At 38.7% G+C, this 26472-nt stretch carries 20 protein-coding genes and 1 other RNA gene; 6 read left to right on the forward strand and 15 right to left on the reverse strand.

Translation table 11 applies throughout. The features are described from left to right. Nucleotide 1: 1 nt before the first annotated feature. The 6 genes from CNR22_06210 to CNR22_06235 all read right to left on the reverse strand — a co-directional run bounded on the left by CNR22_06210 (nt 2) and on the right by CNR22_06235 (nt 7076). A complete protein-coding gene (locus tag CNR22_06210) occupies nt 2–736 on the reverse strand; it encodes a Fe-S oxidoreductase (GenBank protein PBQ31372.1) in 735 nt (244 codons plus the stop codon). Next, nucleotides 733–2118, reverse strand: coding sequence for a carbohydrate kinase (locus CNR22_06215; GenBank protein PBQ31373.1), 1386 nt, complete (start codon nt 2116–2118; stop codon nt 733–735). Before CNR22_06215 ends, CNR22_06210 begins: the two co-directional genes overlap by 4 nt. A gap of 14 nt (nt 2119–2132) precedes the next feature. Continuing rightward, nucleotides 2133–3404: a sugar isomerase gene (locus CNR22_06220; GenBank protein PBQ31374.1), complete on the reverse strand. Its 1272-nt coding sequence runs from the start codon at nt 3402–3404 to the stop codon at nt 2133–2135. Between the two features lie 43 nt (nt 3405–3447). After that, on the reverse strand, nt 3448–3762 hold the full coding sequence (locus CNR22_06225; protein ID PBQ31375.1) for an L-rhamnose mutarotase: 315 nt from the start codon (nt 3760–3762) through the stop codon (nt 3448–3450). Between the two features lie 113 nt (nt 3763–3875). Then, nucleotides 3876–5996, reverse strand: a complete 2121-nt coding sequence (locus CNR22_06230) for a bifunctional rhamnulose-1-phosphate aldolase/short-chain dehydrogenase (GenBank protein PBQ31376.1) — start codon at nt 5994–5996, stop codon at nt 3876–3878. Nucleotides 5997–6014: 18 nt separating this feature from the next. Further along, nucleotides 6015–7076, reverse strand: a complete 1062-nt coding sequence (locus CNR22_06235; GenBank protein ID PBQ31377.1) for an L-rhamnose/proton symporter RhaT — start codon at nt 7074–7076, stop codon at nt 6015–6017. A gap of 277 nt (nt 7077–7353) precedes the next feature. On the opposite strand from CNR22_06235, the gene CNR22_06240 reads away from it, so the two are divergent. Beyond that, complete coding sequence (locus CNR22_06240; GenBank protein ID PBQ31378.1) at nt 7354–8385, forward strand: aldo/keto reductase; 1032 nt, start codon at nt 7354–7356, stop codon at nt 8383–8385. Then, a complete protein-coding gene (locus tag CNR22_06245; GenBank protein PBQ31379.1) occupies nt 8385–9602 on the forward strand; it encodes an MFS transporter in 1218 nt (405 codons plus the stop codon). Before CNR22_06240 ends, CNR22_06245 begins: the two co-directional genes overlap by 1 nt. 80 nt (nt 9603–9682) lie before the next feature. Here the strand turns inward: CNR22_06245 and CNR22_06250 are convergent, their stop codons facing one another. The 3 genes from CNR22_06250 to CNR22_06260 all read right to left on the reverse strand — a co-directional run bounded on the left by CNR22_06250 (nt 9683) and on the right by CNR22_06260 (nt 13283). Next, nucleotides 9683–10762, reverse strand: a complete 1080-nt coding sequence (locus CNR22_06250) for a PKD domain containing protein (GenBank protein ID PBQ31380.1) — start codon at nt 10760–10762, stop codon at nt 9683–9685. A gap of 2 nt (nt 10763–10764) precedes the next feature. Beyond that, nucleotides 10765–12150, reverse strand: a complete 1386-nt coding sequence (locus CNR22_06255; protein ID PBQ31381.1) for a glycoside hydrolase — start codon at nt 12148–12150, stop codon at nt 10765–10767. Between the two features lie 68 nt (nt 12151–12218). Then, nucleotides 12219–13283 (reverse strand): 3-oxoacyl-ACP synthase, encoded by a 1065-nt coding sequence (locus CNR22_06260; protein ID PBQ31382.1) that lies wholly within the window; start codon nt 13281–13283, stop codon nt 12219–12221. Nucleotides 13284–13468: 185 nt separating this feature from the next. Between CNR22_06260 and CNR22_06265 the strand changes: the two genes are divergently transcribed. Beyond that, nucleotides 13469–13798 carry a hypothetical protein gene (locus CNR22_06265; protein ID PBQ31383.1) on the forward strand — a complete coding sequence of 110 codons (330 nt, stop codon included), beginning with the start codon at nt 13469–13471 and terminating at the stop codon, nt 13796–13798. 134 nt (nt 13799–13932) lie between these two features. Here CNR22_06265 and CNR22_06270 read toward each other — a convergent pair whose 3' ends face one another. Continuing rightward, nucleotides 13933–16485, reverse strand: coding sequence for a ribonucleoside-diphosphate reductase, adenosylcobalamin-dependent (locus tag CNR22_06270; GenBank protein PBQ31384.1), 2553 nt, complete (start codon nt 16483–16485; stop codon nt 13933–13935). Between the two features lie 314 nt (nt 16486–16799). Between CNR22_06270 and CNR22_06275 the strand changes: the two genes are divergently transcribed. Then, on the forward strand, nt 16800–18332 hold the full coding sequence (locus tag CNR22_06275) for a carbohydrate esterase (GenBank protein PBQ34840.1): 1533 nt from the start codon (nt 16800–16802) through the stop codon (nt 18330–18332). Between the two features lie 409 nt (nt 18333–18741). Here CNR22_06275 and ssrA read toward each other — a convergent pair. Continuing rightward, nucleotides 18742–19111: a transfer-messenger RNA gene (ssrA, locus tag CNR22_06280) on the reverse strand. A gap of 137 nt (nt 19112–19248) precedes the next feature. Between ssrA and CNR22_06285 the strand changes: the two genes are divergently transcribed. Beyond that, the gene (locus CNR22_06285) at nt 19249–19770 is read left to right on the forward strand and encodes a hypothetical protein (protein PBQ31385.1); all 522 of its coding nucleotides are present in this window, start codon (nt 19249–19251) and stop codon (nt 19768–19770) included. Between the two features lie 405 nt (nt 19771–20175). On the opposite strand, the gene CNR22_06290 is transcribed toward CNR22_06285, so the two are convergent. From CNR22_06290 to CNR22_06305, 4 genes are all read right to left on the reverse strand, one after another. Then, on the reverse strand, nt 20176–20937 hold the full coding sequence (locus CNR22_06290; protein ID PBQ31386.1) for a DNA metabolism protein: 762 nt from the start codon (nt 20935–20937) through the stop codon (nt 20176–20178). After that, complete coding sequence (locus tag CNR22_06295) at nt 20938–22218, reverse strand: putative DNA modification/repair radical SAM protein (GenBank protein ID PBQ31387.1); 1281 nt, start codon at nt 22216–22218, stop codon at nt 20938–20940. Nucleotides 22219–22309: 91 nt separating this feature from the next. Beyond that, on the reverse strand, nt 22310–23503 hold the full coding sequence (locus CNR22_06300) for a hypothetical protein (protein ID PBQ31388.1): 1194 nt from the start codon (nt 23501–23503) through the stop codon (nt 22310–22312). A gap of 55 nt (nt 23504–23558) precedes the next feature. Beyond that, nucleotides 23559–25022, reverse strand: a complete 1464-nt coding sequence (locus CNR22_06305; protein PBQ31389.1) for a hypothetical protein — start codon at nt 25020–25022, stop codon at nt 23559–23561. Nucleotides 25023–25054: 32 nt separating this feature from the next. Between CNR22_06305 and CNR22_06310 the strand changes: the two genes are divergently transcribed. Continuing rightward, on the forward strand, nt 25055–26263 hold the full coding sequence (locus CNR22_06310) for an alanine dehydrogenase (GenBank protein ID PBQ31390.1): 1209 nt from the start codon (nt 25055–25057) through the stop codon (nt 26261–26263). Nucleotides 26264–26472 lie beyond the last annotated feature (209 nt).

Raw genomic sequence — 26472 nt, forward strand, 5'->3', positions numbered from 1 at the left:
CCTAACTATTTAAGATCTCCGCAATGTGAATTATTTTTACAGGACTTTTTTGACGCCGTAAAATACCTTCCAGGTGCATGAGACAGCTTACATCACCCCCTGTTATGTATTCAATATTATTTTCTTCATGCTCTGTAAGCCTGTCTTTACCCATCTTCACACTTACTGCTTCCTCAAACACACAAAACGTACCACCAAAACCGCAGCACTCATCTTTACGTTTAGGATAAGAAAGTTCCAACCCCTTTACCATGTTTAATAATTGTTCGGGTTTAGAAAATTCAGGTGAAACTAATTCCGTCATCGAAGAAAGGTGAAGTCCTCTTTGTCCGTGACAACTAATGTGCATTCCCACTTTATGTGGAAAAGAAACATTTAGTTGTTTTACTTTTAAAATGTCAGTCAAAAATTCAGTCAGTTCATAAACCCGGTTACGAATCCTCTCCGCTGCTGCGGGATTAGCATCGTCATGTAAATGTTCCTTTATATGCAATGCGCAACTGCCCGAAGGACAAACGACATAATCCGCATCTTTAAAATTTTCCGTAAAGTTTTTGTTACACGCCGAAGTCATCCCGTTAAAACCTGAATTGGCTAATGGTTGACCACAACACGTTTGATTTAAAGGATAATCGACTTCACAGCCCAGTTTCTGCAAAAGTTCATACGTAGCAACAGCTATGTTGGGATAAAACTGGTCAACATAGCAGGGTATGAATAAACTAACTTTTTTCATTTTATTTTTTCGCGTTCTCCCGCGTAGTAACGTAATTCAATGATATTGCTTGGAATAGATTTTTCATTCCACGAGCTGTGAATCGCCAGCGCAGCTCCAATAGCCGTAGCCTGCGCCATAGAGGCTCCATAAATTTCAATTCCGGGAAAAGCAACAGTAAGCAGATTCATATAAATTGCATTTTTACTAAACCCTCCATCCACAAAAATCCGTTTTACTTTTGTACCCTCCAGAACAAGTTGCGTAGAAAATAATTGTAAAGAAACAATGTCCAGAATGAGCTGATGATAAGCCTCTTCCGCCGAACTAAATTCTGAAATCTCACGCTTTTTAAATAACAGTTCTTTCGATCTGTTCTTCATACTATTGAACAAGATATTTCCGTTCTTTTTCTGAAGTTTAGTAGTAACGGGCTTATTGAATTCAAGATTTCTATAAAACGCCGGGGAATTATTAAAATAAGTTGCAATGCGCTCCACCTGCACTTCATGATCAAAACCCGAAAAAACGCGGGAAGCCTTTACTGGTTTACTTTCATAAGTGAGGTAACAAAGAGAATCATCTTCGAGTTGCTGCGCTGTTAAAGGCGATTGGTTAAACGGATTCAGACTGATACACCATGTTCCCGTAGAAATAAGGACAAAGGGTTCGGTGAAATTCATCAGGTAAGGAATGAGTGCCGCAGAACTATCATGCAACCCAATTCCAACTTTGTAAGTGTTGCCAGGAAATGCGGCTGATACCACTTCGGTGCAAGGCGCGATAAAAGGAAGTTTTCCGGTTATTCCCTCTTTGCGAACCCATTCGTGGTATTCGTTTTTTTCAAAGTTCCACATCCCGGTGTGACAGCCTATGCTGGTAACATCCGTGTAGGGCTTACCCGAAACAATGTAACTTAAATACTGAGGTAAATGAAAAGCATAACGTACTTTATCAAAAACCTCTGGCTGCTGGTGTTTTAATCTATAAAACTGTAAACCTGAATTCAGACTTCCTAAAACAGGCGAGGCGGTTTCCAGAGAAAATCTTTTTTCACCGCCATAGGTTTCGTAGAATTGTTTTTTCAAATCCTCCGGATAGGGTTTGAGGTAATTGTAAAGTGGTGTCAAAGGTTTATCCTCATCATCCACATAAACAAAGCTTGCGCCGTAGGTAGAGAAATTTAAGGCCTTTATCTCAAATTCCTTTTTTCGAAAAACATCGCGTAAAGAATCGAAAACAGACAAACGTAAACTCTCTATGTTTTCACAAGGATCACCGTCCTCATCAACAGTTTCAGTAAATCGAGCCGATCGCTCATAAACCAGATTGTAGTCTTCGTCAAATAAAAAAAGTTTTTTATTTGTTTTCCCTACATCTATTATCGCGATAACTTTCGTCATTTCTGTTTAAAATCTTAAAGTCCTGAGGCGATCGATTTGCTTCCGCGTTCTTTAATTAAAGCCTCGCGTAATTTATAATCACGAAACACTTCAATTGGCTGTATCGCAGCTCCAGCCTGAAGACGAGCCTCTGCTAACAAAGGACGCACATCTGTACGGTAAGCATCCTGCAATATACTTTCGGCTGCCACAACATCATTATTTTCCTGTGCTACTCGTAAAGCTTTTTGATCTACGATTAAAGACTGTGCATAAGCAATTTTAATAGCCTCTACCGATTGTAACAGATCCTCGAGTGGATCTTTAATGTTATGTGAAGCATCAATCATCCAGCTTAAGCCGGTTGCATGATTCATTCCTTTGTTATTCATTCCTTCCACTAACTCATTGTAGATCAAAAACAACTTATAGGGATTGATACTTCCAACCGTTAAATCATCGTCACCGTACTTGCTATCATTGAAGTGAAAGCCCCCTAATTTTTCTTCGTTCAATAACAAAGAAACAATTTGCTCGATGTTGGTGTTTGGCAAATGATGACCAAGATCCACTAGCGTAAAGGCTTTTTTTCCCAGTTTATTTGCCAACAAGAGCGATTGGCCCCAGTCGCCAATAGTAGTTGAATAAAAATATGGCTCGTACGGTTTATACTCAATCAGCATTTTCCATTTTTCAGGAAGCGCCGCATAAATTTCACCGAGACTTTCTAAAGTATTATTAAAGGCATTGCGCATATTGATTTGTCCCGGAAAGCTGGAACCATCAGCCAACCAAACGGATAAACAATCAGACCCCAGTTCAACACCATAACGAATTACTTCGATGTTGTGTTCAACTGCTTGTTTTCTTACCGCTCTGTCTGAATGATGCAATGAACCATGCTTGTAGCTGTGTTTTTGGTCCGCCTGATCCTGGAAGGTATTTGAATTAACGGCATCAAATTTTAAATCGTAACTCTCGGCAAGTGCTTTAATAGCTTTTGCTTCTTTTGGAATATCCCAGGGAATGTGTAAAGAGATGGATCCACTTGATTTGTTTAATGCATGTAATAAGCCAACATCTTCTATTTTTTGCTCCAGCGTTGCAGGTTCGCCACCGCCCGAAAATCTTCCGAAACGTGTTCCACCAGTGCCCAAAGCCCAGCTGGGAATCGCGATTTGAAGTGCTTTTAATTTTTCTACAACATCAGCAACATTAGAAACAGACTCTGCAAGAAAAGTATAACTCTTTTTATGCTTAGCCAAATGCTTTTGATTATGATCTTCTATGTGGTTAGTAATTTTCATAACACTAAGTAATTTACGTATTTAATTTTTAGAATTCAAAGATTTACATGAGACAAAAAACCTCTTTTAATTGCACCTGCTTCGGAGATAAATCTGGATTAGTCTCCATGATATCACTCATGTATTTCCACCATTTTTTCATCACCGGATGATTTGGAAGATCATTTAAAGTAGTGCCATCAATCACTTTCATAATACCGAAAAGATCGTTGTTATCTTCATCCAGATAAATGTAATATTCCAATACCCCGGTTTGTATAAGAAGCTCCTTGAGCTCAGGCCAGATGGCGTTGTGACGTGCAACATACTCCAGCTGAAAACCAGGAAGTAAATGCATTTTAAAAGAGATACGAGTCATGATGGTAGTTTTTGAAATCGCCGCAGCGAAGGTACACAGTGATGCAGATCGTTCTTAATTCCAGCTAATAAACCAAAAGATCCGTGTAACCCCGCGCGGCGATTGCTTAATTTTTAGCGAACAAAAGACGCGGCAATTCCACCGTCCACATTGATAATATTTCCCGTAGATTTATTTAACAACCCTCCTACCAAAGAGAAACAGCCATTAGCAATATCTTCCGGTAAAATAATTTCATTTAACAAAGTACGTTTAGCATAAAAAGCCGGCAATTCTTCCACTTTAATATTGTATGCTTTTGCACGGCCTTCAGCCCAGGCTCCTGCCCAAATTTTGCTATCAGAAATTACTGCATCCGGATTAACAACATTCACGCGGATTTTATCCGGGCCAAATTCAGCCGCGTTTAAACGACTCAAGTGAATTTGTGCGGCCTTTGCAGATCCGTATCCCGCGTTATTCGGTCCTGACACTAAACCGTTTTTGCTGGCAATATTAATAACGTCACCACCTAAAGCTTGTTTGCGCATTACCTTAACACCCGCTTGAGTTACCAGGAATTGTGCTTTTACAAGGATATCATATAAAAGATCCCAATCTTTTTCTGTGGTTTCTTCCACTGGTTTTGAAATAGAAATACCGGCGCAGTTTACCACGATGTCAATTCCACCAAAGGCTAACGAGGCAGCGTCAAAAGCGTTCGTAATCTGCTCTCCTTTTAATACATCTAAAAGTACTGAAGCGTATTGATCTTTGCTGTAAGTTTTTGCGAAGTCCGCCTTCGCTGCTTCTAAACGCTCTGCATCGTTGTCATTTATAATCACACATGCGCCTTCGTCAACAAATTTTTTCGCGATTGCTTTTCCAATGCCACCTGCACTTCCAGTTATCAGGGCAATTTTTCCTGACAAAGATTTTGGTTTCGGCATGCGTTGTAATTTCGCTTCTTCTAACAACCAATACTCAATATCGAATGCTTCTTGTCTTGGCAGCGAAGTGTATTCAGAAATTGCTTCAGCGCCTTTCATTACGTTGATAGCATTGATGTAAAATTCGGATGCTACCCGTGTAGTTTGTTTGTCTTTTGAAAACGTAAACATACCTACTCCTGGATATAAAATCACCACTGGATTTGGATCACGCATAGCAGGGCTATTTGCATGTTTACACGTGTCGTAATACTCCGTATACATTTTACGGTAAGCTTCAAATTGCGGCAATAATTTTTCTTTGATAATTTTTACATCGCTTAAATCTTCATCAGGAGTTAAGTTTAAAACCAATGGACTAATTTTTGTGCGAAGAAAATGGTCCGGACAACTGGTTCCCAAAGGAGCTAATTTATCGAGATCATTTGAATTTGTAAATTCTAAAACACGCGCGTCGTCTGTAAAGTGACCGATCATGCGTGTATAGCTGGAGCAGAAACCACGAAGAACGGGCGCCAGTTCAGCTGCTTTTTGTTTACGCGCATCTTCAGGTAAGGACTGGATTTTTTGTCCGCCAAAAACCGGGCCTTTTTTACCGTAATTCTTTTCAAGGTATTCTGCACAAGCTTCAACCACTTCCAAAGTATTCATATAACTTTCGTAAGCTGTATCGCCCCATGTAAACAAACCATGAGAGCCTAACATGATGCCACGAATACCAGGATTTTCGTCAAGGCACGCCTTTAATTGCAAGCCTAAGTCGAAACCGGGCCGTTGCCATTCTACCCAGCCAATTGTTCCTTTGAATAATTCCTGAGTGATTTTTTTTCCGTCTTTCGCTGCTGCAATAGCAATAGCCGCATCCGGGTGTAAATGATCAATGTGTTTGAATGGTAAAAAACCATGCAAAGGAGTATCAATAGAAGGTGCTTTCGAAGCAAGATCGTAAATGCAGTGATTGAATAATTCAACCATTTCATCTTCCTGCTCAATTCCTTTGTAAACATTTTTAAGAGCTCTTAAACGCTCCACATAAAGCGCTGCAAGACCACTGCGCTTTAAAGTGCCAATGTCGCCACCAGAACCTTTAACCCACATAATCTCCGTTTCCTGTCCTGTTAAAGGATCTTTTGCATTCGCTTTGCAGGAAGTATTTCCCCCGCCGTAATTTGTTAAGCGCAAATCTGCACCTAATAGATTTGAACGGTAAATTAAAAGTCCTACCTCATCGCCGGCAAGTTTTGCTGCTTCGGCTTCGTTCCATAAATAACTTACGTGCTTGAATGTTTTGTTAGCTGTTGACATTATATTGTGATTTTAATTTTAATGATTGATTGAATTTCCATAGGCTACAACTACTACCGAAGTGATCAGCACCACTATTCCTGTAATAATTGTGTAACGTGTTTTAGTACTTACACCTTTCCATTCGTTTAGTACGATGCCCCAGGTATTAGCTATCAATATAATAAAGGTCATGTGCAGTATCCATGAGCTGGCGCCGTTTCCAAGTTTACTTTCCCCCATGCCATAAAAGAAAAATTGTAAAAACCAGGTTGTACCTGCTAATGCTGAGAAAATATAATTTTTTAAAAGTGGTGTTTGTTTATTTGTATAATCGCCTGCAGTTTTATTTTTCGCATTTAAAATCATACACCAGATAAAATTCGTTGTAAGCCCACCCCATAATAAAACCACGTAAATAACATTGTTTTGAAAAAGCGGATTCATGTTGGTAGTTGCGAGTGCCGTTTCAGCCATGGGTTGTCCAGCTTCGATACCAAAATTAAAACAAGCACTTAATGTTCCTGAAATAATGGCTACTGTAATCCCTTTTTTAACACTGAACTCAGCAACACTTTTTTTCTTGTCTTCCTCCGATAATTCCCTTTCTTTAAGTACGCCAGCTCTTCCACAGATATAAATGCCCGTAAGACATAATACAATTCCCAGCAAAACTACAAGTCCCCAGGATTGTGAACACATGTCGGTAAAAGATACCTTGCCCGCCTGCGGAACTAAATCATAATAAACAGAAGGAATAATTGCACCAAGTGCAGAGCAAAAGCCGAGAGTTATAGAATTGCCGAGCGACATCCCTAAATACCGCACGCCTAGTCCATAAGTCAATCCGCCAATGCCCCAAAGTAGACCAAAGAAAAAAGTCCACCCGGTTACTGCAAATGGTGTATTACGAATAATTTCAAAAAAACCCGGAACAGTTAACCATGCTGCCAGGGGTGGAACAATAAGCCATGAAAACAAACCGCCCACTATCCAATAACTTTCCCATGCCCAGCCTTTAACTTTTTTATAAGGAAGATAAAAACTTCCAGAAGCGCCCCCTCCAATCAAGTGAAAAATAATTCCGGCTAATACATTCATAGTTAGTGTTTGCAGTAAAAGTAAGTGCCTACTTTTAATTGACCGTCCTGCGCTGTTCTGTTTTAAAACTGCTACTCAAATCCTACAAAAAATATGTTAATGAACAGGGCTTAACACCTGGCAGTAGATTACCTTTACAACCTCTTTTTGCCAGTAATTTAGTTGACTAAAAATTTATGCAACGATTTTTACACGGCTTAAACAAGCATTAACTAACATCAAACGAAAAGTAAATTTCTAGTACTCAACCTGAAAAAATCATAACTGTTATAACACCATGGAATATAGACAACTTGGAGCTTCCGGACTCAGAATTCCGGTTTTAAGTTTTGGAACAGCAACCTTCGGTGGAAGCAACGAATTTTTTAAAGCATGGGGAAACACACAGGTAGACGAAGCCACCCGCATGGTGAATTTATGCCTGGATGCCGGCGTAAATTTGTTTGACACCGCAAATATTTATTCGCAGGGAACTGCTGAAGAAATTTTAGGAAAAGCCTTAAAAGGTCTTCGCGATAAAGTGCTTATTTCAACAAAGGCAACTTTCTCAATGGGAGAAGGAGCAAATAATTACGGATCTTCCCGCCTTCACTTAATTCAGCAATGTGAAGCCAGTTTAAAACGTTTGAATGTAGACCATATTGACATCTATCACATGCACGGTTTCGATGCTCTAACGCCTGTTGAAGAAACTCTGAAAACACTGGATACTTTAATTCAGAGTGGCAAAGTGCGTTACATTGCCTGTTCTAATTTTTCAGGGTGGCACTTAATGAAATCTCTTTCTGCTTCTGAAAAATTTGGCTGGTCGAAATACATTGCTCACCAGGCTTATTATTCCTTATTGAACCGCGAATTTGAATGGGAATTAATGCCGTTAGGAATTGATCAAAATATTGGCACGATCGTCTGGAGCCCCTTAGCTTCAGGGCGTTTGGGCGGAAAATTCAGAAGAGGACAACCTTTTCCAAAAGATAACCGCATGGCACAAGGCGGCGCGCATGGACCAGCCACTAACGAAGAGCGTCTCTATAAAATCATGGATGCTTTAGATGAAGTGGCGGCAGAAACAAATAAAAGTGTTTCGCAGGTTGCTTTGAATTGGCTATTACAACGTCCTACAATTGCAAACATTATTATTGGCGCAAGAAACGAAGAACAATTAAAACAAAATCTCGGCGCTATTGGTTGGAATCTAACAGTAGAACAAATTAAAAAATTAGATACCGCCAGTCAGCGCGACAAAATTTATCCATACTGGCACCAGGCACAGGATCAAAATTTAGTACCCGATCCAAAATTTTATTAATGCACGACTCGCAACACCCCGCTCCTCTTTCCTCAAACAAAGAAAAGAAAGTAATTTATTTCCCTGACCTTGCACACAAGCCTTCATTAAAAGCAACACGCTTAGGCTTGTGCTTATTTTTCTTTTCGTACGGCTTGTGCTTCGCCTCCTGGGCGAGCCGTATCCCTGATATTAAAAATTTGCTTCAGCTTAGCGACGGACAATTAGGTGCTATTCTTTTAATGTTGCCCGCCGGACAACTAATAGCCATGCCTTTTTCGGGCAGACTTGTGGCCCGGTTCGGAAGCAACAAAACGGTTGTTATCGGAATTATTCTTTATGCTTTAGCCTTGATAAACATCGGCCTGGTAACTTATCCCTGGCAATTATTTCTTTCCTTATTTGTATTTGGCATGTTTGGAAATATGGCCAACATCTCAGCAAATACCCAAGCCATTGGCGTGGAAAAAATGATCGGGAAACCCATTATGATTTCTTTTCATGGGCTCTGGAGTGTTGCAGGATTTACCGGAGCCATGATTGGTATTTTTATGATGACTCATAACGTCTCTCTTCTCGGTCATTTCTGCTCCGTAGCAGCATTAGTAATCTGCCTGGTTTTAATTGGCAAACCTTTTTTAGTGCGAGGAAGGTCAGAATTAAAGCAAAGCAAAAAATCTTTTTTCACAAAACCCGATCCTGAACTGATAAAATTAGGCACTATAGGTTTTTGCAGCATGGCCAGCGAAGGAGCAATGTTCGACTGGAGCGGCGTTTATTTCCAAAAAGTGGTAAGTGCTCCTCCAGGTCTGATAATATTGGGGTACGCGGCCTTTATGAGCACCATGGCAGGTGGAAGGTTCTTTGGAGACAGTTTGGTAAAAAAAATAGGTGCAAAAAATTTGTTACAGCTTAGTGGATTCTTTATCGCAGGCGGACTCATCATCTCCATCACTTTTCCAACATTACTTTTCGCAACATTAGGATTTTTGATTGTTGGTTTTGGCGTTTCTTCTGTAGTTCCAACCGTTTATAGCTCAGCCGGAAAAGCGCAAAACATTTCACCTAGTATGGCATTGGCTGCGGTTTCATCCATCAGCTTTTTAGGCTTTCTTTGCGGACCACCCTTGATTGGTTATGTCTCGCAACTATCCAACTTACGTTATTCTTTTGGCGTGATTGCCTTATTAGGATTTTGTACAACCCTTATGGTTGGGAGGGCAAAACTAATTAAGTAAAACTATTTTGCTATATAGCAGCAAAATGTATCTAATAAAAAAGAGAAGACATTTAAACGAGCTCCGCATGTGCTGCCTGCCTATCGCACAACCACATCCCAAACCTTCGTCAGTTTTGAGCTTCCGGCCTCTCCTTCCACCGAAAGAGTTACAATGTATTTATCTGGCTTTTTATAAGTATGCACTGGATGTTGTTCTGTAGAAGTTGTACCGTCGCCAAAATCCCATAACCACTTAGACACTTTACCTACAGATTCGTCGTGAAAAGCCACCTGTCTCAATTTCTCGTCTAGCAATATAAAACTCCACTTTGCATCAATCGCCTTCTGAAACTCCTTTTCAAGAGGCATGAGTTTAAACATCGGCAATTCAGAAGCATTGCCGTACATAGTATGTTTGCGTGATAAATTCCAAAATCCATCTTGTTTGGGATTTTTCGGATCGTCGTAATCAAGAATAGCCCAGCCTAAACCAATTAATTTATTTTCAGTTAAAACAGATTCCACAGCGCGATCAGGCGTATTGCCGGCGTAATCAAAAGGTGTGATCCAGAATTCTAAAATTAATTTTCCCGCTTCACCTGGTTTAAAACTATACTTGTAAGCCGCGTTTGCGTAAGGTAATTCCTTAATCCAATTCTGACTACCCCAGGCAAGCGTCCAATCCATTTCTGCGTTTGGCGTGTAGATATGATAGTTTTGCGCTTGAACGCCATGATATGAAAACCAGGCATCCATGGGATCGATTTTTTTATTCGGATGAAACCGGTCTATAAAAGGACCGCCCGATGCATCGCCATCCACAACTACTTCAAAAATATCGTGGTGAAGATCCTTTGAAGAAAAATCCCAATAGTTATCGGTGGCCTCGTATAAAAAATACAGACGATTCAACCCTTTTATCCATGCCACTTTCACGCTCACGTCAATTGTCTTTTTATTTATGCTGTCGTAATGTTTCGTATCATCAACCAGTTGATCGGTTTTAACGGCATAAGATTCAGGTACCAGCTTCCAGTCTGAAAGTTCACCATCTATGGAAGGAATTTTATTGGCAGGAAATTGAAAAACTTTGTACACAGTATCATTCTTGCCCTGTGCGCTTATGCATGTTGCCCAAAAGAGTATAAGCCCAGGTAGATATAGTTTTAAAAATTTCATTCTTATCGAAAAAACACAGCGTCAAAAATCTCAGGATGTGCCGACTGACTGTCAAACCCGATCAAATGAATATTCTTCACGTCGTTAGTTTCCAAGCCATACGAAAAATAGTCCGGAACATTTTTTCCCCACTTAGCACTGCAATTTTTTAAAGTTATTTCCTCTGCAAAACGGATACTGTAGGCTGGCGTGCTGTGCTGTTCAATACCCTCATAAACTTTTGTGGGACGATTGTCAAAAAGTCCACCTTTATACAACGTTGTTCTCGCAAAAGTAATGTGTACATTTTCAAAGAGAACATTCTTAATGACACTTTCTTTTGTTCCGCTGATCCTTGCGCTATTTTCAGCGTTACCGCTTACATTTTTAACGGTGATATCATGTATCATGCCTAATTTTGTTTCTGGCGTTCGCGGAATTGCAGTAAAAGAAATGGCTTCACCTCTGCCCCACCAGGGATCTGAATGGTATTTGGATTCGAAAGTAATATCTGAAAATACAATATGATGAACGTTGCCTGCGTCCCTCAGCTGAATAGTGATTCCGCGACAAGAGGCCAGTATCTTGATTCTTTCAAAAGTAACATTGTAAACGTCGGAAGTCGTCTCCGTCCCGATCTTAATTCCCGAATCCTGTGTTTTGATAATGCAATCGTGTACCCGGATATTTGCTGAAGGACCAAAATCCTCGTCTTGTTTAGTAGCTTTAATTACTATCCCATCGTCTCCACATTCAATGTTGCAATTTTTAATTTCTACATCTCTGCAATGATCCGGATCAATCCCATCGCAATTCGGAACATCCAGATGATTTTTTATTGTAATATGATCTATTAAAACCTTTTCGCAGCCAATCATATGTAAGCCCCACCGTGGCGCCTCTCCAAAACTAATATCTTTTATCAAAAGATTTTTGCAGGCAATGAGTTCAAACAAATTCGGGCGCCATTCTTTAGGAATCCACCACTCGTTTTCTTTCTCATAGTGATCCATGTATTTTAAATCCTGACCGTTGATGTAGCCCGTTCCCGAGATAGTCAGGTTGTCTGCATTTCTGGCTTTAATAGCAGCTTCACCAATATAATCCTTGTGTTCTGTGCTGATCAAAATCACAGAGCCCTCTTCCAGGTGAAAATCCATATTACTTTTCAGAATAATACTTCCTACCAGGAATTTATATCCACCAGGAACCACCACTTGTCCTTTTGCAGCGCTCGCCTTATCAATAGCTTGTTGAAACGCTTTGGTATCAAGTGTTGTTCCATCTCCCCTGGCTCCAAAGTTAAGAACATTAAATACTTTCGTTTTGGAGTTTGCCGGGCAAATATAAGATTGCAAACAAAAAGCCAATAAGAAAAAATAAAACCCGTTGCGAAAAATAAAATTCATAGTTAAAAAATAGTGGAGCTTAAAATACCAAATTCAAAAAAAGTAGCTGTCATGCTCTATACTGTTTATTAAACCACATATGTTATGGCATTTACATTCATACCCGCACCTACCGAAGCAAGTAAAATAACATCCCCTTTTTCCAATTCATGTTCCGGCTGTTTTCCTTTCAGCACAAGTTCCAGTAAAGTTGGAACAGTAGCTACAGAGCTATTTCCAAGCTTATGAATACTCATAGGCATAATGTCTTTTGGAACTTCTTTATTGTAAAGTTTATAAAATTCGCGAATAATTGCATCATCCATTTTTTCGTTTGCCTGGTGAATAAATACTTTTTTTAATTTGTCAATTCCCACTCCTGATTTATCCAAACACTTTTTCATAGCCAGGGGCACATTTGTTAAAGCAAATTCATAAATCTTCCTGCCTTCCATTTTAATATAACGGGTATTAGGCGCATGCTCTTTATTATAAGACGTATCGTAAAATAAATAATAAGCTTCCTTTTCTGCATAAGTTTGCGCAGCCGTACTCAAAATCCCCTTTAAATCCGGCTCATTTGTCCCTTCAATAATAGTAGCAGCTGCGCCATCTGCATAGATCATCGAATCACGATCGTGAGGATCTAAAACACGGGAAAGTGTCTCAGCTCCAATGACTAAAAATCGTTTTGATTCTCCTGATAAAATATACTGGCGCGCAATAATAACCCCTTGTACCCAACCCGGACAACCAAATAAAATGTCGAATGCAATACAATCCGGATTTTTAATTTTAAGATCGTGTTTAATGCGTGAAGCAATACTCGGCAAAATATCAGTCTGTACTTTTCCGTGTGGAATATTTCCGAAATTATGCGCGAGAATAATGCCATCAAGCGTTTCCGGATCAATGCCTGCATCTTCAATAGCACGCCGGGCTGCAATGCTTGCAATATCAGACATTAAAAGATCGTTCGACACATAACGACGTTCCTCAATTCCGGTAATCGCTTTAAATTTTCGAATGATGGTTTCTGCAGGCTGTGAAATCAGACTTCCATCTTCATTATAAAACACAGAATTCGCAAAACTTTCATTGGTTACAATGTTTTCAGGAATATAACTTCCTATGCCGGTGATGGAAATATTCATAGTTCGTATTTAAAATAATATGGTCCTAAAACTTTCTGCACTTTTTGACTCTATACTAAGTTAAAGGGAAATAAAGAATTCTCAGGTATACTTACGCAAACGTTTACGTAAACCTACACAAGCTTCGAACTTTCAGTATTTCTGATTACATTAGAAGTATAGAATCTTTACTTGATACTTATTACATGAAGCAACCAGAGCCCATTCAGGGATGCCTGCTCGCTTTAAAAGAAATTATTATGAGTCAGGATCACCAGATCACCCAGCAAAGAAAATTTCAGATTCCTTTTTTTTATCACGGCGATAAAAAGTTATGTTTTTTATGGGTCACCAAAAAGAAAATCATGATGGGTTTTATCGAAGACAAAACCATCCATCCAAAAAAAGACGGCTTAAAAAGAAAAGACAAAATGGAAACCCTGCTCCTCGATCCGGCTGCCGACATTCCACTTAAACTTATCGTCAGGGAACTTAAGAAAAAAATAAAACTTTATAATTCGCTCAAGCTGTCCTGACGAGTTTAAGGGTGGTCACCTTTTCTACCTCATAAATTTATCTGTTTTATCTGCTGGATCAGCGTCAGAAAAAGAGTGAAGAGTGCGGTATTGATCTGCGCAATCTGCGTCATCTGCGGCAAGTCTGTGGAATTCTACCCGCACTTCGACGACCCACAATCATTGCAAGTCAAACAACCTTCCTGGTAATGCAAATTCACCGAATTGCAATTAGAACATTTTTGTTGTTTAGAAACGGTGCCATCTGGTATATACCTCTTTAAAGCTCTGGCAACACCGTTCTTCCAGGTGTTGATATTTTCATCCAGTTGCAGACTTCCAATAAGTTCAACCACATTTTCAATGGGCATACCATGTCTTAATGTTCCTGAAATCAATTTTGCATAATTCCAGTACTCCGGATTAAATTTATGTGACAATCCTTCTACCGTAGTTTTGTAACCACGTTGATTCAAATATTGAAAATCATAACGTGATCTTCCGTCTGCCTCACGGTTCTTGATAATAACTCCTTCATTCACATTACGCGGCAATAAAATACCATCTTCGTCATCAGCATAACCCGTAAATATTTCGTAAGGTTTGTTGTCTATCAAACCGATAAAAGCAATCCACTTGCCTTTATTGTTTTGAAATCTTACCACGTCTGCCTTTAAAGCTGCAGGACGACTCACCGGAAATTGTGAAGTAACTTCAGTTTTTTCTTCTTTTTTGGGCTCGTCGTTGCTAATTAACACACCCGAACGTGAACCATCTCTGTATACGGTAACGCCTTTGCAACCGGCTCTCCAGGCTTCCAGATAACACTCACCCACTAGCTCTTCAGACACGTCATTGGGCATATTGATAGTAACGCTGATAGAATGATCAACCCATTTTTGAATTGCTCCCTGCATTTTTACCTTATTCAGGTAATTTACATCATTGGAAGTTGCTTTGTAATAAGGGGATTTTTTCACCAAAACATCCAGTTCTTCCTGCGAATAATTTTTTGAAATATCGTAACCGTTAACATCCATCCATTCTTTAAAGCGGTGATGAAAAACAACATACTCTTCCCACGAATCGCCAACTTCATCCACAAAATCGATGCGCACATTTTTATCGTTTGGATTTACTTTTCTTCTTCTTTTATAAACCGGTAAAAACACAGGTTCAATTCCCGAAGTTGTTTGTGACATTAAGCTTGTAGTTCCCGTTGGAGCAATCGTTAACAAAGCTATGTTCCTTCTGCCATGCTCCAGCATTTCATAATAAAGTTTTGAATCCGCTTCTTTTAAACGCAACATAAAAGGATTATTTTTTTCGCGCTCAGCATCAAAAATAGCGAAGGCTCCGCGCTCTTTAGCTGTGTTCACCGAAGCTCTGTAGGCTTCAAGGGCAACCGTTTTATGAATCTCCACAGAAAATTCAGTAGCTTCTTCTGTTCCGTATCGTAGGTTCAATGCTGCAAGCATATCTCCTTCTGCAGTAATGCCAATTCCTGTTCTTCTTCCTTCTTCTGCTTTGTGACGGATATTGATCCATAAATTTATTTCTGTTTGTTTGATCAATTCGTCTTCAGGATCTGATTTTATCTTTTCAAGAATAGCATCGATTTTTTCAAGTTCCAGGTCAATGATGTCATCCATAATCCGTTGAGAAAATGCAACATGTTTTTTAAAAAGCCCGAAATTAAATTTTGCATGCTTGGTAAAAGGTTCATCTACATAAGAAAACAAATTGATAGCCAGTAAACGACACGAGTCGTAGGGACACAAAGGGATCTCTCCACATGGATTTGTAGACACCGTTTTGTATCCAAGGTCTGCATAACAATCGGGCAAAGATTCATTGATAATGGTATCCCAAAATAAAATTCCCGGCTCTGCAGATTTCCATGCGTTGTGCACGATTTTTTTCCAGAGACTTTGAGCGTCAATTTCTTTTTTTACAAGAGGGTTTTTAGAATTTACCGGATACTGTTGCATGTACGCTGAATTGCTCTCAACTGCTTTCATAAACGCATCGTCTATGCGCACGGAAACATTTGCTCCGGTCACTTTTCCTTGTTCTAATTTCGCATTGATAAAATCTTCTGCATCGGGATGTTTAATAGCCACTGATAACATCAAAGCGCCACGACGTCCTTCCTGAGCCACTTCCCGCGTGGAATTGGAATAACGTTCCATAAAGGGAACAAGCCCCGTAGAAGTTAATGCAGAGTTTTTTACCGGAGAATATTTCGGACGGATATGCGTCAAGTCATGTCCTACGCCACCACGGCGTTTCATTAACTGCACCTGCTCCTGGTCTATTTTTAATATTCCACCGTAAGAATCTGAATCACCATCATTCCCAATTACAAAACAGTTGGATAAAGAAGCTATCTGGTAAGGATTGCCTATTCCCGTCATCGGACTTCCTTGTGGAATAATATATTTGAAGTTTCTGATTAGTTCAAATATTTCGTTCTCTTTTAAAGGATTTGGATAGTTATTTTCTATTCGAGCAATCTCACCCGCTATTCTTCGGTGCATATCATCCGGAGTTTTCTCATAAATGTTTCCATCCGAATCTTTCAGGGCGTATTTATTTACCCAAACCCTGGCAGCTAAATCGTCATTCTTAAAATATTTTAAAGCCGCTGAATAGGCTTCATCTTGTGTATAAATTGTCGGCATCGGGATGTCTTTTACAGAGTTCATAAGTACATTTTTTATTTTTTGAGAACCTCAAAAGTAATCAGTAATTAAAATCTTTCCAGATTTATTTTACATCAAATTTCAATAAAATAAGCTTATATGTTTATAAATCAACATGTTAATAATTTACAAACAGCCAAAAGTTTACAAACTATTAAAACAAATTTTTACTCGATACGTTTTCAATCCTATTTCTTTGTCCACTTTTTAAGTTTAAAGACCCTTTCTACTTTTTCATTTCTATACCTGTAACTACAGGACGGGTCTAAACTTAAATGCTCTTACATTCGGAATTACTCAACCAAAAATTACTCCGCATGAAAAGCAAATTCCGAACCGCATTGATTCTAAGCTTAATTTTTTCAGAATTTGTCGCTCAAACAAATTCAACATTCAAATTGTTTCCGCAAAACAAATCTCAAAATGTAAATCCTGATTGCCATTTGGTTTTGACTTTTCAAGAGGATGTACGCCTGGGAAAATCGGGAAAAATAAAAATTTATGATGCTTCTGATAATAAGCTTGTCGACAGTCTGGATGTGAGCATTCCTGCCGGACCAACGCTTAAAGACACAACAAGGGTACTATACTCACCAAAGCCATATGAGTATCTGAAAGGAAACTTCACAAATGCCAATACAAAACCCGGAACACCTTCAGGCCTGGCACTTCCCAATAGTGGCAACTATCAACTCACAATTATTGGCGGCTTCACAGATGCCTTTCATTTTCACCCTGTGATTATTCACAACCAGGTAGCCACAATTTATCCGCACAATAACCTGTTGCAATACAACAAAACCTATTATGTCACTATAGACCCAGAAGTCTTTGCTGTAAGGGATTTCAAAGGCATACAAAAATTTGCCTGGACCTTTTCCACTAAAAAAGAAGCTCCAAAAAAAGGACAAGCATACTTGGTGGTTAATACGAATGGAACAAATGATTTTAATACGGTACAAGGTGCCCTCGATTTTGTTCCTTATGGCGAACACAAAAATGTAACCATATTAATTAAAAACGGAACTTATGAAGAGTTGGTTTATGTTCGTAAAAAATCAAACATCACCCTCGTTGGTGAAGACCGCGAAAAAACAATAGTAACCTATACTAATTACGAAGCCTTTAATGCGCATCCTAAAAACCTTGCCACCAATGAACTTCCCGGCACTTTCCCATCACGCCGTGGGGCTTTTACGGTAGATAACTGTAATGACATTTCCGTAACAAATTTGAGTATTAAAAACCCCTCCGATCAGCAAGCCGAAGGGCTTTTAATTACGGGTGAAAGAAATATGCTCTACCATGTAAATATCCGTGGTGGTGGCGATGCCCTGCAAGTAAATGGATCAGCGTATTTTAAAGAATGTAAAATTGAAGGTGGTGGAGATATGATACTCGGTCGTGGCGCTGCATTTTTTGATCACTGCGAATTGTATTCCAAGTATACTTTTATGTGGATTCGCAATACAGCCGCTAATCACGGGAATGTTTTTGTGAATTGTACATTTAAAGGTATAGGCACCAAGCCCACCGATCTGGCCCGCGAACCAGACAACAAAGAAAAAACCTATCCTTACAGTGAAGCTGTTTTAATTAATTGTACACTCGAAAATATTATTCCTCAAGGTTGGGGACAAATAGATGGAGCCACAGAAAACATTCACTATTGGGAATGCAACAGTATTTCTCCCGACGGAAAACCTGTAGATATAAGTCAACGCCATCCTGTTTCACGACAATTAACGAAAGAAAAAGACGCTATAACTATTACAAATTACAGCACACCTTCTTATGTTTTAGGAGGCTGGGAGCCCGCAGTAGAGCGTTTGATCAAGCTGGGGAAATAGGATTGTCTTTTAAAAATCAATAGTAGCGATCTTTCCTTGCCGGGAGTCATAATCAAAAACTTTTTGCTCCGCAAAATTTGTTTTTTGTTTTTTCAAAAGCTTTCAAGCAAGTAAACTTTCAACATTTTCTGGATCTCATAAGAGATTGACTTCGTCGATCTCTTATGACCAAGAGTCATAATCAAAAACATTTTGCTCCGCAAAATTTGTTTTTTGTTTTTTCAAAAGCTTTCAAGCAAGTAAACTTTCAACAGTTTTTGGATCTCATAAGAGATTGACTTCGTCGATCTCTTATGACCAAGAGTCATAATCAAAAACATTTTGCTCCGCAAAATTTGTTTTTTGTTTTTTCAAAAGCTTTCTTAAAACAAAAAACCCTTCCGGCAGAGCCGGAAGGGTTTTTGATTTATCGTGGAGTCGGAGAGATTCGAACTCTCGTCCAAATAAGGAATAAATAAGCTTTCTACAATGTTTAGAGATAACTTGATTGTCGGCTGAAGGCAGGCGTTATATCAAACCAATCTTCAACTTAGTTGCTGATATTGTTTTATGTAGCAACATCCATAAAACAAACTACACATTTATGATGCTTTACCCGCAGCGCAGTGCAGTTAAGCTCCGCGGAAAGCAAAGGTCACTTAATTCTAAATTAAGCAGCCATAGCGTAAGAGTTATCTTCGCCAAATAAAAGTTTTGAAAGTTCAGTTTAAAGAGCTCGTCTTACAACGCTCTACATGCTTACTTATCTAATGCGCTCACTGTCAAAACCGGTCGACCCCATTTAAGTTCTCAAATTCAAAGTCGATATAAAATCTTCTTCTAATTCAAAACTTATCCTTAAAGAACTGAAGTAAAGATAGTAAAATCCGCTTGCAGATAAGAGCTTTTTATTTACATTTAACTAAATTTAATTTCCATGAAGACTTTATTTTCTCTTTTATTTATTAGCATTTTCAGCCTTTCACAGGCTCAAACCGTAAAATCAAAAAATTTAAAAATAAAATACACTCCGCCTGCTGGCTGGAATGCAGAAGAGTTTGGCGCGAAAGGCCCATGGGAAGAAGCTGGAAACGGCCTTTGCCATTGCTCTGGCGCACATTTCTCAAAATCTCATAAAGATGGAAAAATGCATGTAGTGATTTATCCAAGTATGCAAAGCGGCTTAGATTCTACCAAACGCGAAAATGTAGGTAACCTTCATTTTGAAGATGTAGTTAAATATGACAAAGTAAGAAACAATGATATTTCCTTCGAACGAAAAAAATCTAATTTTACGGACTTAAAAACCAAAGCAAAGTCTTTTGAAGTATATCGCTACTTCGCAAAAGTTGAAGATCACTTTTACATCATTTACGCCTGGCAGGAAAACATGCAAGTTCTTAATTCAACCAATGAAAAAGAGCTGTTTGCAATGGTGAATGCTATTGAAGCCAATTAAAAACCTTAACATCCAGCAGATGTTAAGACCAGAAATGTCACATCGAGCAGGGCAAAAGAGTTAAGACTCTTTTGAGCCGGCCCGTGTGTTAGCAATATCACATCCAGCATAGCCGAATGTCAGATCGAGCAGGATTAACATCCAGTGCATGTTAAGGCCAGCTTTTGCATAGTCGGGATGTCAGATCGAGCAGGGCAAAAGAGTTAAGACTCTTTTGAGCCGGCCCGTGTGTTAGCAATATCACATCCAGCATAGCCGAATGTCAGATCGAGCAGGATTAACATCCAGTGGATGTTAAGGCCAGCTTGTGCATAGTCGAGATGTCACATCGAGCAGGATTAACATCCAGTGGATGTTAAGGCCAGCTTGTGCATAGTCGAGATGTCAGATCGAGCGTAGTCGAGATCACTGTTTCTCCACCAAATACTTCCAATACCGCTTCGGAACATGTTTCAAATGCAGTTTGGTATTTTTTCGCACTGCAATATTTACACTCTTAAAATAATTACGCCAAAGGTCTTTATAATACTTTTCTTCCGGCTCAAAAACAAAATCGCTTGTTTCTTTTTTATCGTCGCTGAAGTCAATTAAAACCTCATTTATTTGCTCCGTTTCTTTATCGTAATGAATGCCATATTTTCTTTTGGTATCATAAATTATCCAGTCCTGCGCGGGATAGCGGCTTTTAAAATGCGGAACAATAATCGGGAGAACATTAAAATCGGGATCTACTGGCGAATAAAAAAAATCCGTTCCTATTAATTCAAATCTTACAAAGGCTTCAAACCTGTGCTTTTCTCTTCCCACTTTTCTTGCGATTTGTGTAATTAAAAGCACATACTCATTTCCAAAATTCGACTCTACATTTTCATTAGAACTAAAAATATATTTCACAAGCAGGTAGATTGAATTTTCTATTCCCTTTAATTCTGATAAAAACGCCCAATAAATCGCCGTTAAAGTTTTTTCAGAAACTTTTTCTTTTAATCCTTTCCATACCCGTTCCGCTTTTACTTCGTCCGTTACAACCTCCATAGTTTCAGAAAAAATTAAAGCGTCCGTCATTCCCGACCTAACTATATCAGGGTCTGAACTTTTGCGATCGTATATTTCGAAAATACACGTCAATAAACCGGCGAAGCTTCCGTCGTAAGAATACTGCGTCATTTAAAAAAGTGTCAATTGAGGTGAATAGGCCGATTTAAATTTACTCTGAGATGCAGTTAAAAGTTTATTCCGGATTTTATCCGCACTAATTTCTATCATGGAAAGATCTCTAAAACTACAGGTTATAAAATACCTTGCTTTGTTCATGGAAATTCCAATTTTCTGCAATTGCGACCAATCTAATTTTCCAAATCTGCGCGCAGCCACAATCTTGTTTGCAGATCCAACACCTATGCCAGGCACTCTTAAAATTTTAGCGTAGTCGGCCGTATTTATATCCAACGGAAATAAATGCATGTTGCGCAAAGCCCAGCTGAGTTTGGGATCAATAGCCACATCCAGAGAAGGATGTTTTTCATCCAGAATTTCATTAACAGAAAAACCGTAAAAACGCATCAACCAATCTGTCTGGTACAAGCGGTGCTCCCTTATTAAAGGCGGCGGGGTGCCAATACCCGGCATTACCTCATGCTCACGAATAGGAATATATCCTGAATAATAAACGCGTTTTAAATTATAACTTTTGTAAAGACTATTGGCCATATACATAATATCCTTATCTGTTTCGGGCGTGGCGCCGATTACCATCTGCGTACTTTGACCCGCTGGCATAAAAGAGGGTGTACTTTTAATATGTTTTTTCTCTTCTCTATAAACAACTAATGATTGGCTCAAATAAGACATCGGCTCCATCACATCTTTAAAATTCTTTTCCGGAGCTAATAATTTTAAAGAAGACTCTGTTGGCATTTCTATATTCACACTTAAACGGTCTGCATATAAGCCTGCCTCATTCATAAGCTCCTGGCTGGCTCCGGGAATTGTTTTTAAATGGATATAGCCATTAAACTTATGTTCTTGCCGTAATTTTTTTGCAATCGTAACAAGGCGCTCCATGGTAAAATCGGCATCTTTAAAAATTCCCGAACTTAAAAAAAGGCCTTCTATATAATTGCGTTTATAAAAATTCATGGTAAGATCCACTACTTCTTCAATCGTAAACGCGGCTCGCTTTACATCGTTACTTTTCCTGGAAACGCAATAAGCGCAATCAAAAATACAATAGTTAGTGAGTAAAATTTTAAGCAAAGAAACGCAACGGCCATCTTCGGTATAACTGTGACAGATGCCCATGCCCGTGGTATCGCCCAATCCTTTGTTTTCATTTTTTCTTTTACTCCCGCTAGAAGAACAGGATACGTCATACTTAGCAGCATCCGATAAAATGCTTAATTTTTCAAAAATGCGGGTCTCGGAAGTTTTTTGTGTTTTGTTATCCATGGTACAGTTCCTTATAAAGTTACTGCCAAACGAAAAGGAAGACTGCTATGATTTATAGTATTAGGATAAGTTTTTACCCTGAGAAACTTTACTACTGACTAAATCTCAAATTAAATTGCAGCCCTTCTCTGTTATGAAATGCATAATCTCCGTCGAGCTGCTCTACCAGAGACTTTATAAGATCCATCCCTAAAGAACCGACAGGCTTGTCTTTCTGGGTAAATCCAGGACCATTATCCCCTACTTCCAACAATATAGAATCACTTTCTTCTTTCAGCACTATCCTGATCTTTAATTTTCGCTCGGGAGTACGTCCGTGTTTAAAAGCATTGGTGATAAGTTCATTTACGATCAGACCACAAGGAATGGCTTGTGAGAGACTCATGGTCATAGAGGGGCTATACAAATCAAAATCAACAGCATTTACACCTCCGATAGAATTAATTAATTCGGGAACCAGATCGTGAAGATATTCGCTGAAATTTATATTGTCTACACTGTTTGTATTGTAAATTTTTGTGTGTACCAAAGCCATTGAAAATACTAAAGTCCTGCACTCTTCAAGAGCTTGCTTTGCCTCAGGAGACTCCGTAGAATCTTTCTTAAGGTTAAGTAAACTTGTTACAATGTTCAAATTATTTTTTACCCGGTGAAATAATTCTGCCAGCAAAATTTCCTTTTGATGAAGCGCTGTTTTTAAATCCTGTTCTTGTTTTATCGCTTGAGTAGAAAGGATAAACATAAAACCAATGGATACGGTAAAACTAAAAAAGACATTCACAAACTTTGAACTCTGCACAAGTTCCGCTGGCATTATAGGTTCATAAAATCCAATTTTATAACTAACAAGTAAAGAAATTATTGATAGAGCCAGCAAAAAAAGAAGAATAACAAGGTGCCGGTAAAGTTCTTTTCGCCCGGCCATTTGAATGATGAGCGTAATAAATGGAAAATAGTATAAGAAAGCAAAAGACTCTACACCCATTTTTAACGAAATAATATAGAATAAGCCTCCTCCTATAAGGGCAAAAAGATACAAAGCTGCAACGTAATTAACAATCCGGTTAAGAAGCATTACAAAGGGCGCTACAGCCAGAACGACAAGGCCTTCTGTGGTAGAGCCGTAATACCCCATGGATAAAAAAACAATAAGGGCTATGCCTACATTGCAAATGCCCAATAAAGAAGAGAGGTTTAGTTTTCTGGTGAGGCAGGCTTCCCAGGGCAAGTAATCTTTTTTTACTCCGGCATTTGCAATAGAATTGATTAACTCCCTAAAAGACATGTAGCAATAGTAAGGATTGTCGCTAAATAAAACAATAATTACTCCACGAATATATTTATTCCGCGTCCCTAATCAATTCCAGTGCCTTTTGAAGTTCCAGATCTTTTTTAGAGAGAATATCTTTTAAGGAGTAATTTATTTGGTAATCGGGTAAAATCCCGTGCCCGGTAATAACAGGACAAACATCGTGCACAATACGAAAGGCCGGAACACGCACCCTTATTTTTGTATTTGGCAATCTATAAAATGGCGTAATACCCGCATTACAACCTTCTATGGCCCCACCGGTTTCTTGTCCTATAAAAACGGCCCGGTTAAATGCCTTTAAATAGCCCGCAACAAGACATGACGCAGAAAAAGACCCACCATTAGTAAGGACAACTATTTTTTTAGCGTAGTGATTTTTTTTGTGCGGTTTTATTGTATAAATAAAATTGTCTGTGTCATGAACCGTTTTTTTCTCTCCAATAAGTTTGTAAGCGAAGCGGGTAAATTTGAAAGCAAAATTTCCACTTGTATATTTTCTGTAAGGATAGTTCTTAATTCCGGTCCGTAACGTTTGTGTACTCTTCTTATCCAACAAATAACTTAAAAGTCTGTAACTATTGGCCAGGCTTCCACCGCCATTATTTCTCAAATCAAGAATAAGATTTTCTGTTTTATTTTTCCGCAGCTTTCTAAAAATTCTCCTATATGCCCGAATATCGCCTCTGTGCGAAAATTTCTCAATTTTTAAGAGCATCGTTTTTTTTCCCTCTCCTAAATAGCGGTAATCGATTTTGGAATTCCTGTACCTGATTAAAAGACTATCTTCTTTTGGTCCGAGAGGTAATGGAGGAAAAGCTTTTGTTTTAAATGCAGCATATTTTGCTGTTTTTAAAATCTTATTCTCCTTGTATTCTACTTCAAAAGTATCGGGACGACCAAACAATCCAAGGTAATAACTATTAAATCCTAATTGAACAAAATAATCTTTTGCACTTCGATTAAAACCATCCGTACTTATAAACCGCTTTGAATAGCGAATCATAGAATCTACCGCGATACCATTTATTTTTGTAATCTCAGAACCTTTTTTTATTGTGCTATCTTGCTTTTTATTCAGATTTGCTATCATATAAGCTTTCTCTTCAACAGGCAGAAAAACATAAGGGGAATAATTGATTCTTTGTTTATTCATTTCTTTGTAAAAAGCTGTAGAATACAAAACCTCTGTATGACCGCAGTGCAGTTCATCTACAAGTAATTTTGTTTTTAAACGAAATTGTTTTTCAGTCAAACTATCTGTGAATGAAGCAACATAAGCTTCAAATAGTTCTTCGTAGTAAGCTCTGGGTTTGTAAACACCAATTGCCGGATGCATACTTAACAAAACATTCGTAAGCAGGGTAGCGTCCTCTTTTAATTGCAGTGGCGAATACTTTTTAATTTGAAGCGACTCTTTTTTTTGCGAATAACCATTAGTCCCTGCTCCGAAAACAAGCAAAATAACGGCTAAAAAAGGCTTCAAAAATGGCATAAATGTTATCTTTGTAAAAATACAACATTCGCATGGAAAAATTCAAAATAGGAGTGCTGCGTGAAGAAAAAAGTCCGCCAGATAAGCGTGTTCCTCTAACGCCTTTAATTTGTTCTGACCTTATGCGCCAATACCCTAACGTAGAAATTGTTGTGCAACCGAGCAAAATAAGATGTTATAGCGACGATGAGTACACCTCTTTTGGTGTAACGCTCCAGGAAGATTTAAACGACTGCGATATTTTAATGGGCGTGAAAGAGGTTCCCGCAGAAAAATTAATCGCGGGTAAAAAATATTTTTTCTTTTCGCATACTATAAAAAAACAGCCGCATAACAAGAAGTTGATCAAAGCACTGATTGAGAAAAAAATCCAGATGATCGATTACGAGACCTTGACAGATAAAAACAATAACAGGATCATAGGTTTTGGCCGTTATGCCGGAATTGTGGGTGCCTATAACGGTATTCTTGGTTACGGATTAAAGTACGATCTTTTCAGGTTGAAGCCTGCGAATCAATGTCGCGACAAGGCTGAAATGGAAGAAGAATTAAAACGCGCAAAACTTCCAAACATTAAAATTGCCTTAACAGGCGGTGGACGTGTTGCCAATGGCGCGATTGAAACATTGAGTGCTCTTAAAATCAGGAAAGTTACGCCAGAAGAATTTATGATGGCTTCGTTCAGAGAACCTGTTTATTGTCAGATGAACCCCCGTGATTATGTAGAAAGGCCTAATGATCACAATTTTGATCTCAACGACTTTTTCGCGCATCCTGAACATTTTGTTTCCAAGTTTCCACCTTTTACAAAAGTAACAGACCTTTACATCTCCACTCACTATTGGGATCCACGTGCTCCTAAAATGTTTGAAAAGAAAGACATGAAAGCTTCAGATTTCAGAATGTCTGTAATAGCCGACGTGACTTGCGACATAGACGGTTCTGTTCCTACAACTATTCGCGCCAGTTCTATTGCCCAGCCTTTTTACGGATACAATATTAAAACAGAGAAAGAAGATTTGCCTTTTAATAAAGACACCATTTGTATTATGGCAGTAGATAATCTTCCCTGCGAACTTCCGCGTAACGCCAGCGACGATTTCGGAAAAGACCTTTCAGAACGTGTTCTTCCCTTTATTTTCGGCGAAGACAAAGATAAAGTCATCAAGCGTGCAAGCATTTGCAAAGACGGGAAGTTGACTCTTAATTACGAGTACTTAAGTGATTATGCTTATAGTTAGAAGTCAATAGGTGAAAGTTTAAGGTCAACGGCTTACTGGCTTAAAAATACAATCAGCAGCATCCACTTTGTAACGCATCTCGGCATAAAGATCAGCGAAATTCATATTTGCCAAAGGCAAATAAATCTGCGTCAGTAAATAAAACCTTGCTCTTCTGCAAATAGATCAGCAAAATTCATATCGCCAAAGGCGAATCCTTCACATAAATT

The sequence above is a fragment of the Sphingobacteriaceae bacterium genome, assembly GCA_002319075.1.
In the GTDB taxonomy this organism is placed as follows: domain Bacteria; phylum Bacteroidota; class Bacteroidia; order B-17B0; family Aurantibacillaceae; genus Aurantibacillus.

Coding starts and splice junctions, on each gene's coding strand:
- CNR22_06210 (PBQ31372.1), bottom strand. CDS start 736: ATGAAAAAAGTTAGTTTATTCATACCCTGCTATGTTGACCAGTTTTAT.
- CNR22_06215 (PBQ31373.1), bottom strand. CDS start 2,118: ATGACGAAAGTTATCGCGATAATAGATGTAGGGAAAACAAATAAAAAA.
- CNR22_06220 (PBQ31374.1), bottom strand. CDS start 3,404: ATGAAAATTACTAACCACATAGAAGATCATAATCAAAAGCATTTGGCT.
- CNR22_06225 (PBQ31375.1), bottom strand. CDS start 3,762: ATGACTCGTATCTCTTTTAAAATGCATTTACTTCCTGGTTTTCAGCTG.
- CNR22_06230 (PBQ31376.1), bottom strand. CDS start 5,996: ATGTCAACAGCTAACAAAACATTCAAGCACGTAAGTTATTTATGGAAC.
- CNR22_06235 (PBQ31377.1), bottom strand. CDS start 7,076: ATGAATGTATTAGCCGGAATTATTTTTCACTTGATTGGAGGGGGCGCT.
- CNR22_06240 (PBQ31378.1), top strand. CDS start 7,354: ATGGAATATAGACAACTTGGAGCTTCCGGACTCAGAATTCCGGTTTTA.
- CNR22_06245 (PBQ31379.1), top strand. CDS start 8,385: ATGCACGACTCGCAACACCCCGCTCCTCTTTCCTCAAACAAAGAAAAG.
- CNR22_06250 (PBQ31380.1), bottom strand. CDS start 10,762: ATGAAATTTTTAAAACTATATCTACCTGGGCTTATACTCTTTTGGGCA.
- CNR22_06255 (PBQ31381.1), bottom strand. CDS start 12,150: ATGAATTTTATTTTTCGCAACGGGTTTTATTTTTTCTTATTGGCTTTT.
- CNR22_06260 (PBQ31382.1), bottom strand. CDS start 13,283: ATGAATATTTCCATCACCGGCATAGGAAGTTATATTCCTGAAAACATT.
- CNR22_06265 (PBQ31383.1), top strand. CDS start 13,469: ATGAAGCAACCAGAGCCCATTCAGGGATGCCTGCTCGCTTTAAAAGAA.
- CNR22_06270 (PBQ31384.1), bottom strand. CDS start 16,485: ATGAACTCTGTAAAAGACATCCCGATGCCGACAATTTATACACAAGAT.
- CNR22_06275 (PBQ34840.1), top strand. CDS start 16,800: ATGAAAAGCAAATTCCGAACCGCATTGATTCTAAGCTTAATTTTTTCA.
- CNR22_06285 (PBQ31385.1), top strand. CDS start 19,249: ATGAAGACTTTATTTTCTCTTTTATTTATTAGCATTTTCAGCCTTTCA.
- CNR22_06290 (PBQ31386.1), bottom strand. CDS start 20,937: ATGACGCAGTATTCTTACGACGGAAGCTTCGCCGGTTTATTGACGTGT.
- CNR22_06295 (PBQ31387.1), bottom strand. CDS start 22,218: ATGGATAACAAAACACAAAAAACTTCCGAGACCCGCATTTTTGAAAAA.
- CNR22_06300 (PBQ31388.1), bottom strand. CDS start 23,503: ATGTCTTTTAGGGAGTTAATCAATTCTATTGCAAATGCCGGAGTAAAA.
- CNR22_06305 (PBQ31389.1), bottom strand. CDS start 25,022: ATGCCATTTTTGAAGCCTTTTTTAGCCGTTATTTTGCTTGTTTTCGGA.
- CNR22_06310 (PBQ31390.1), top strand. CDS start 25,055: ATGGAAAAATTCAAAATAGGAGTGCTGCGTGAAGAAAAAAGTCCGCCA.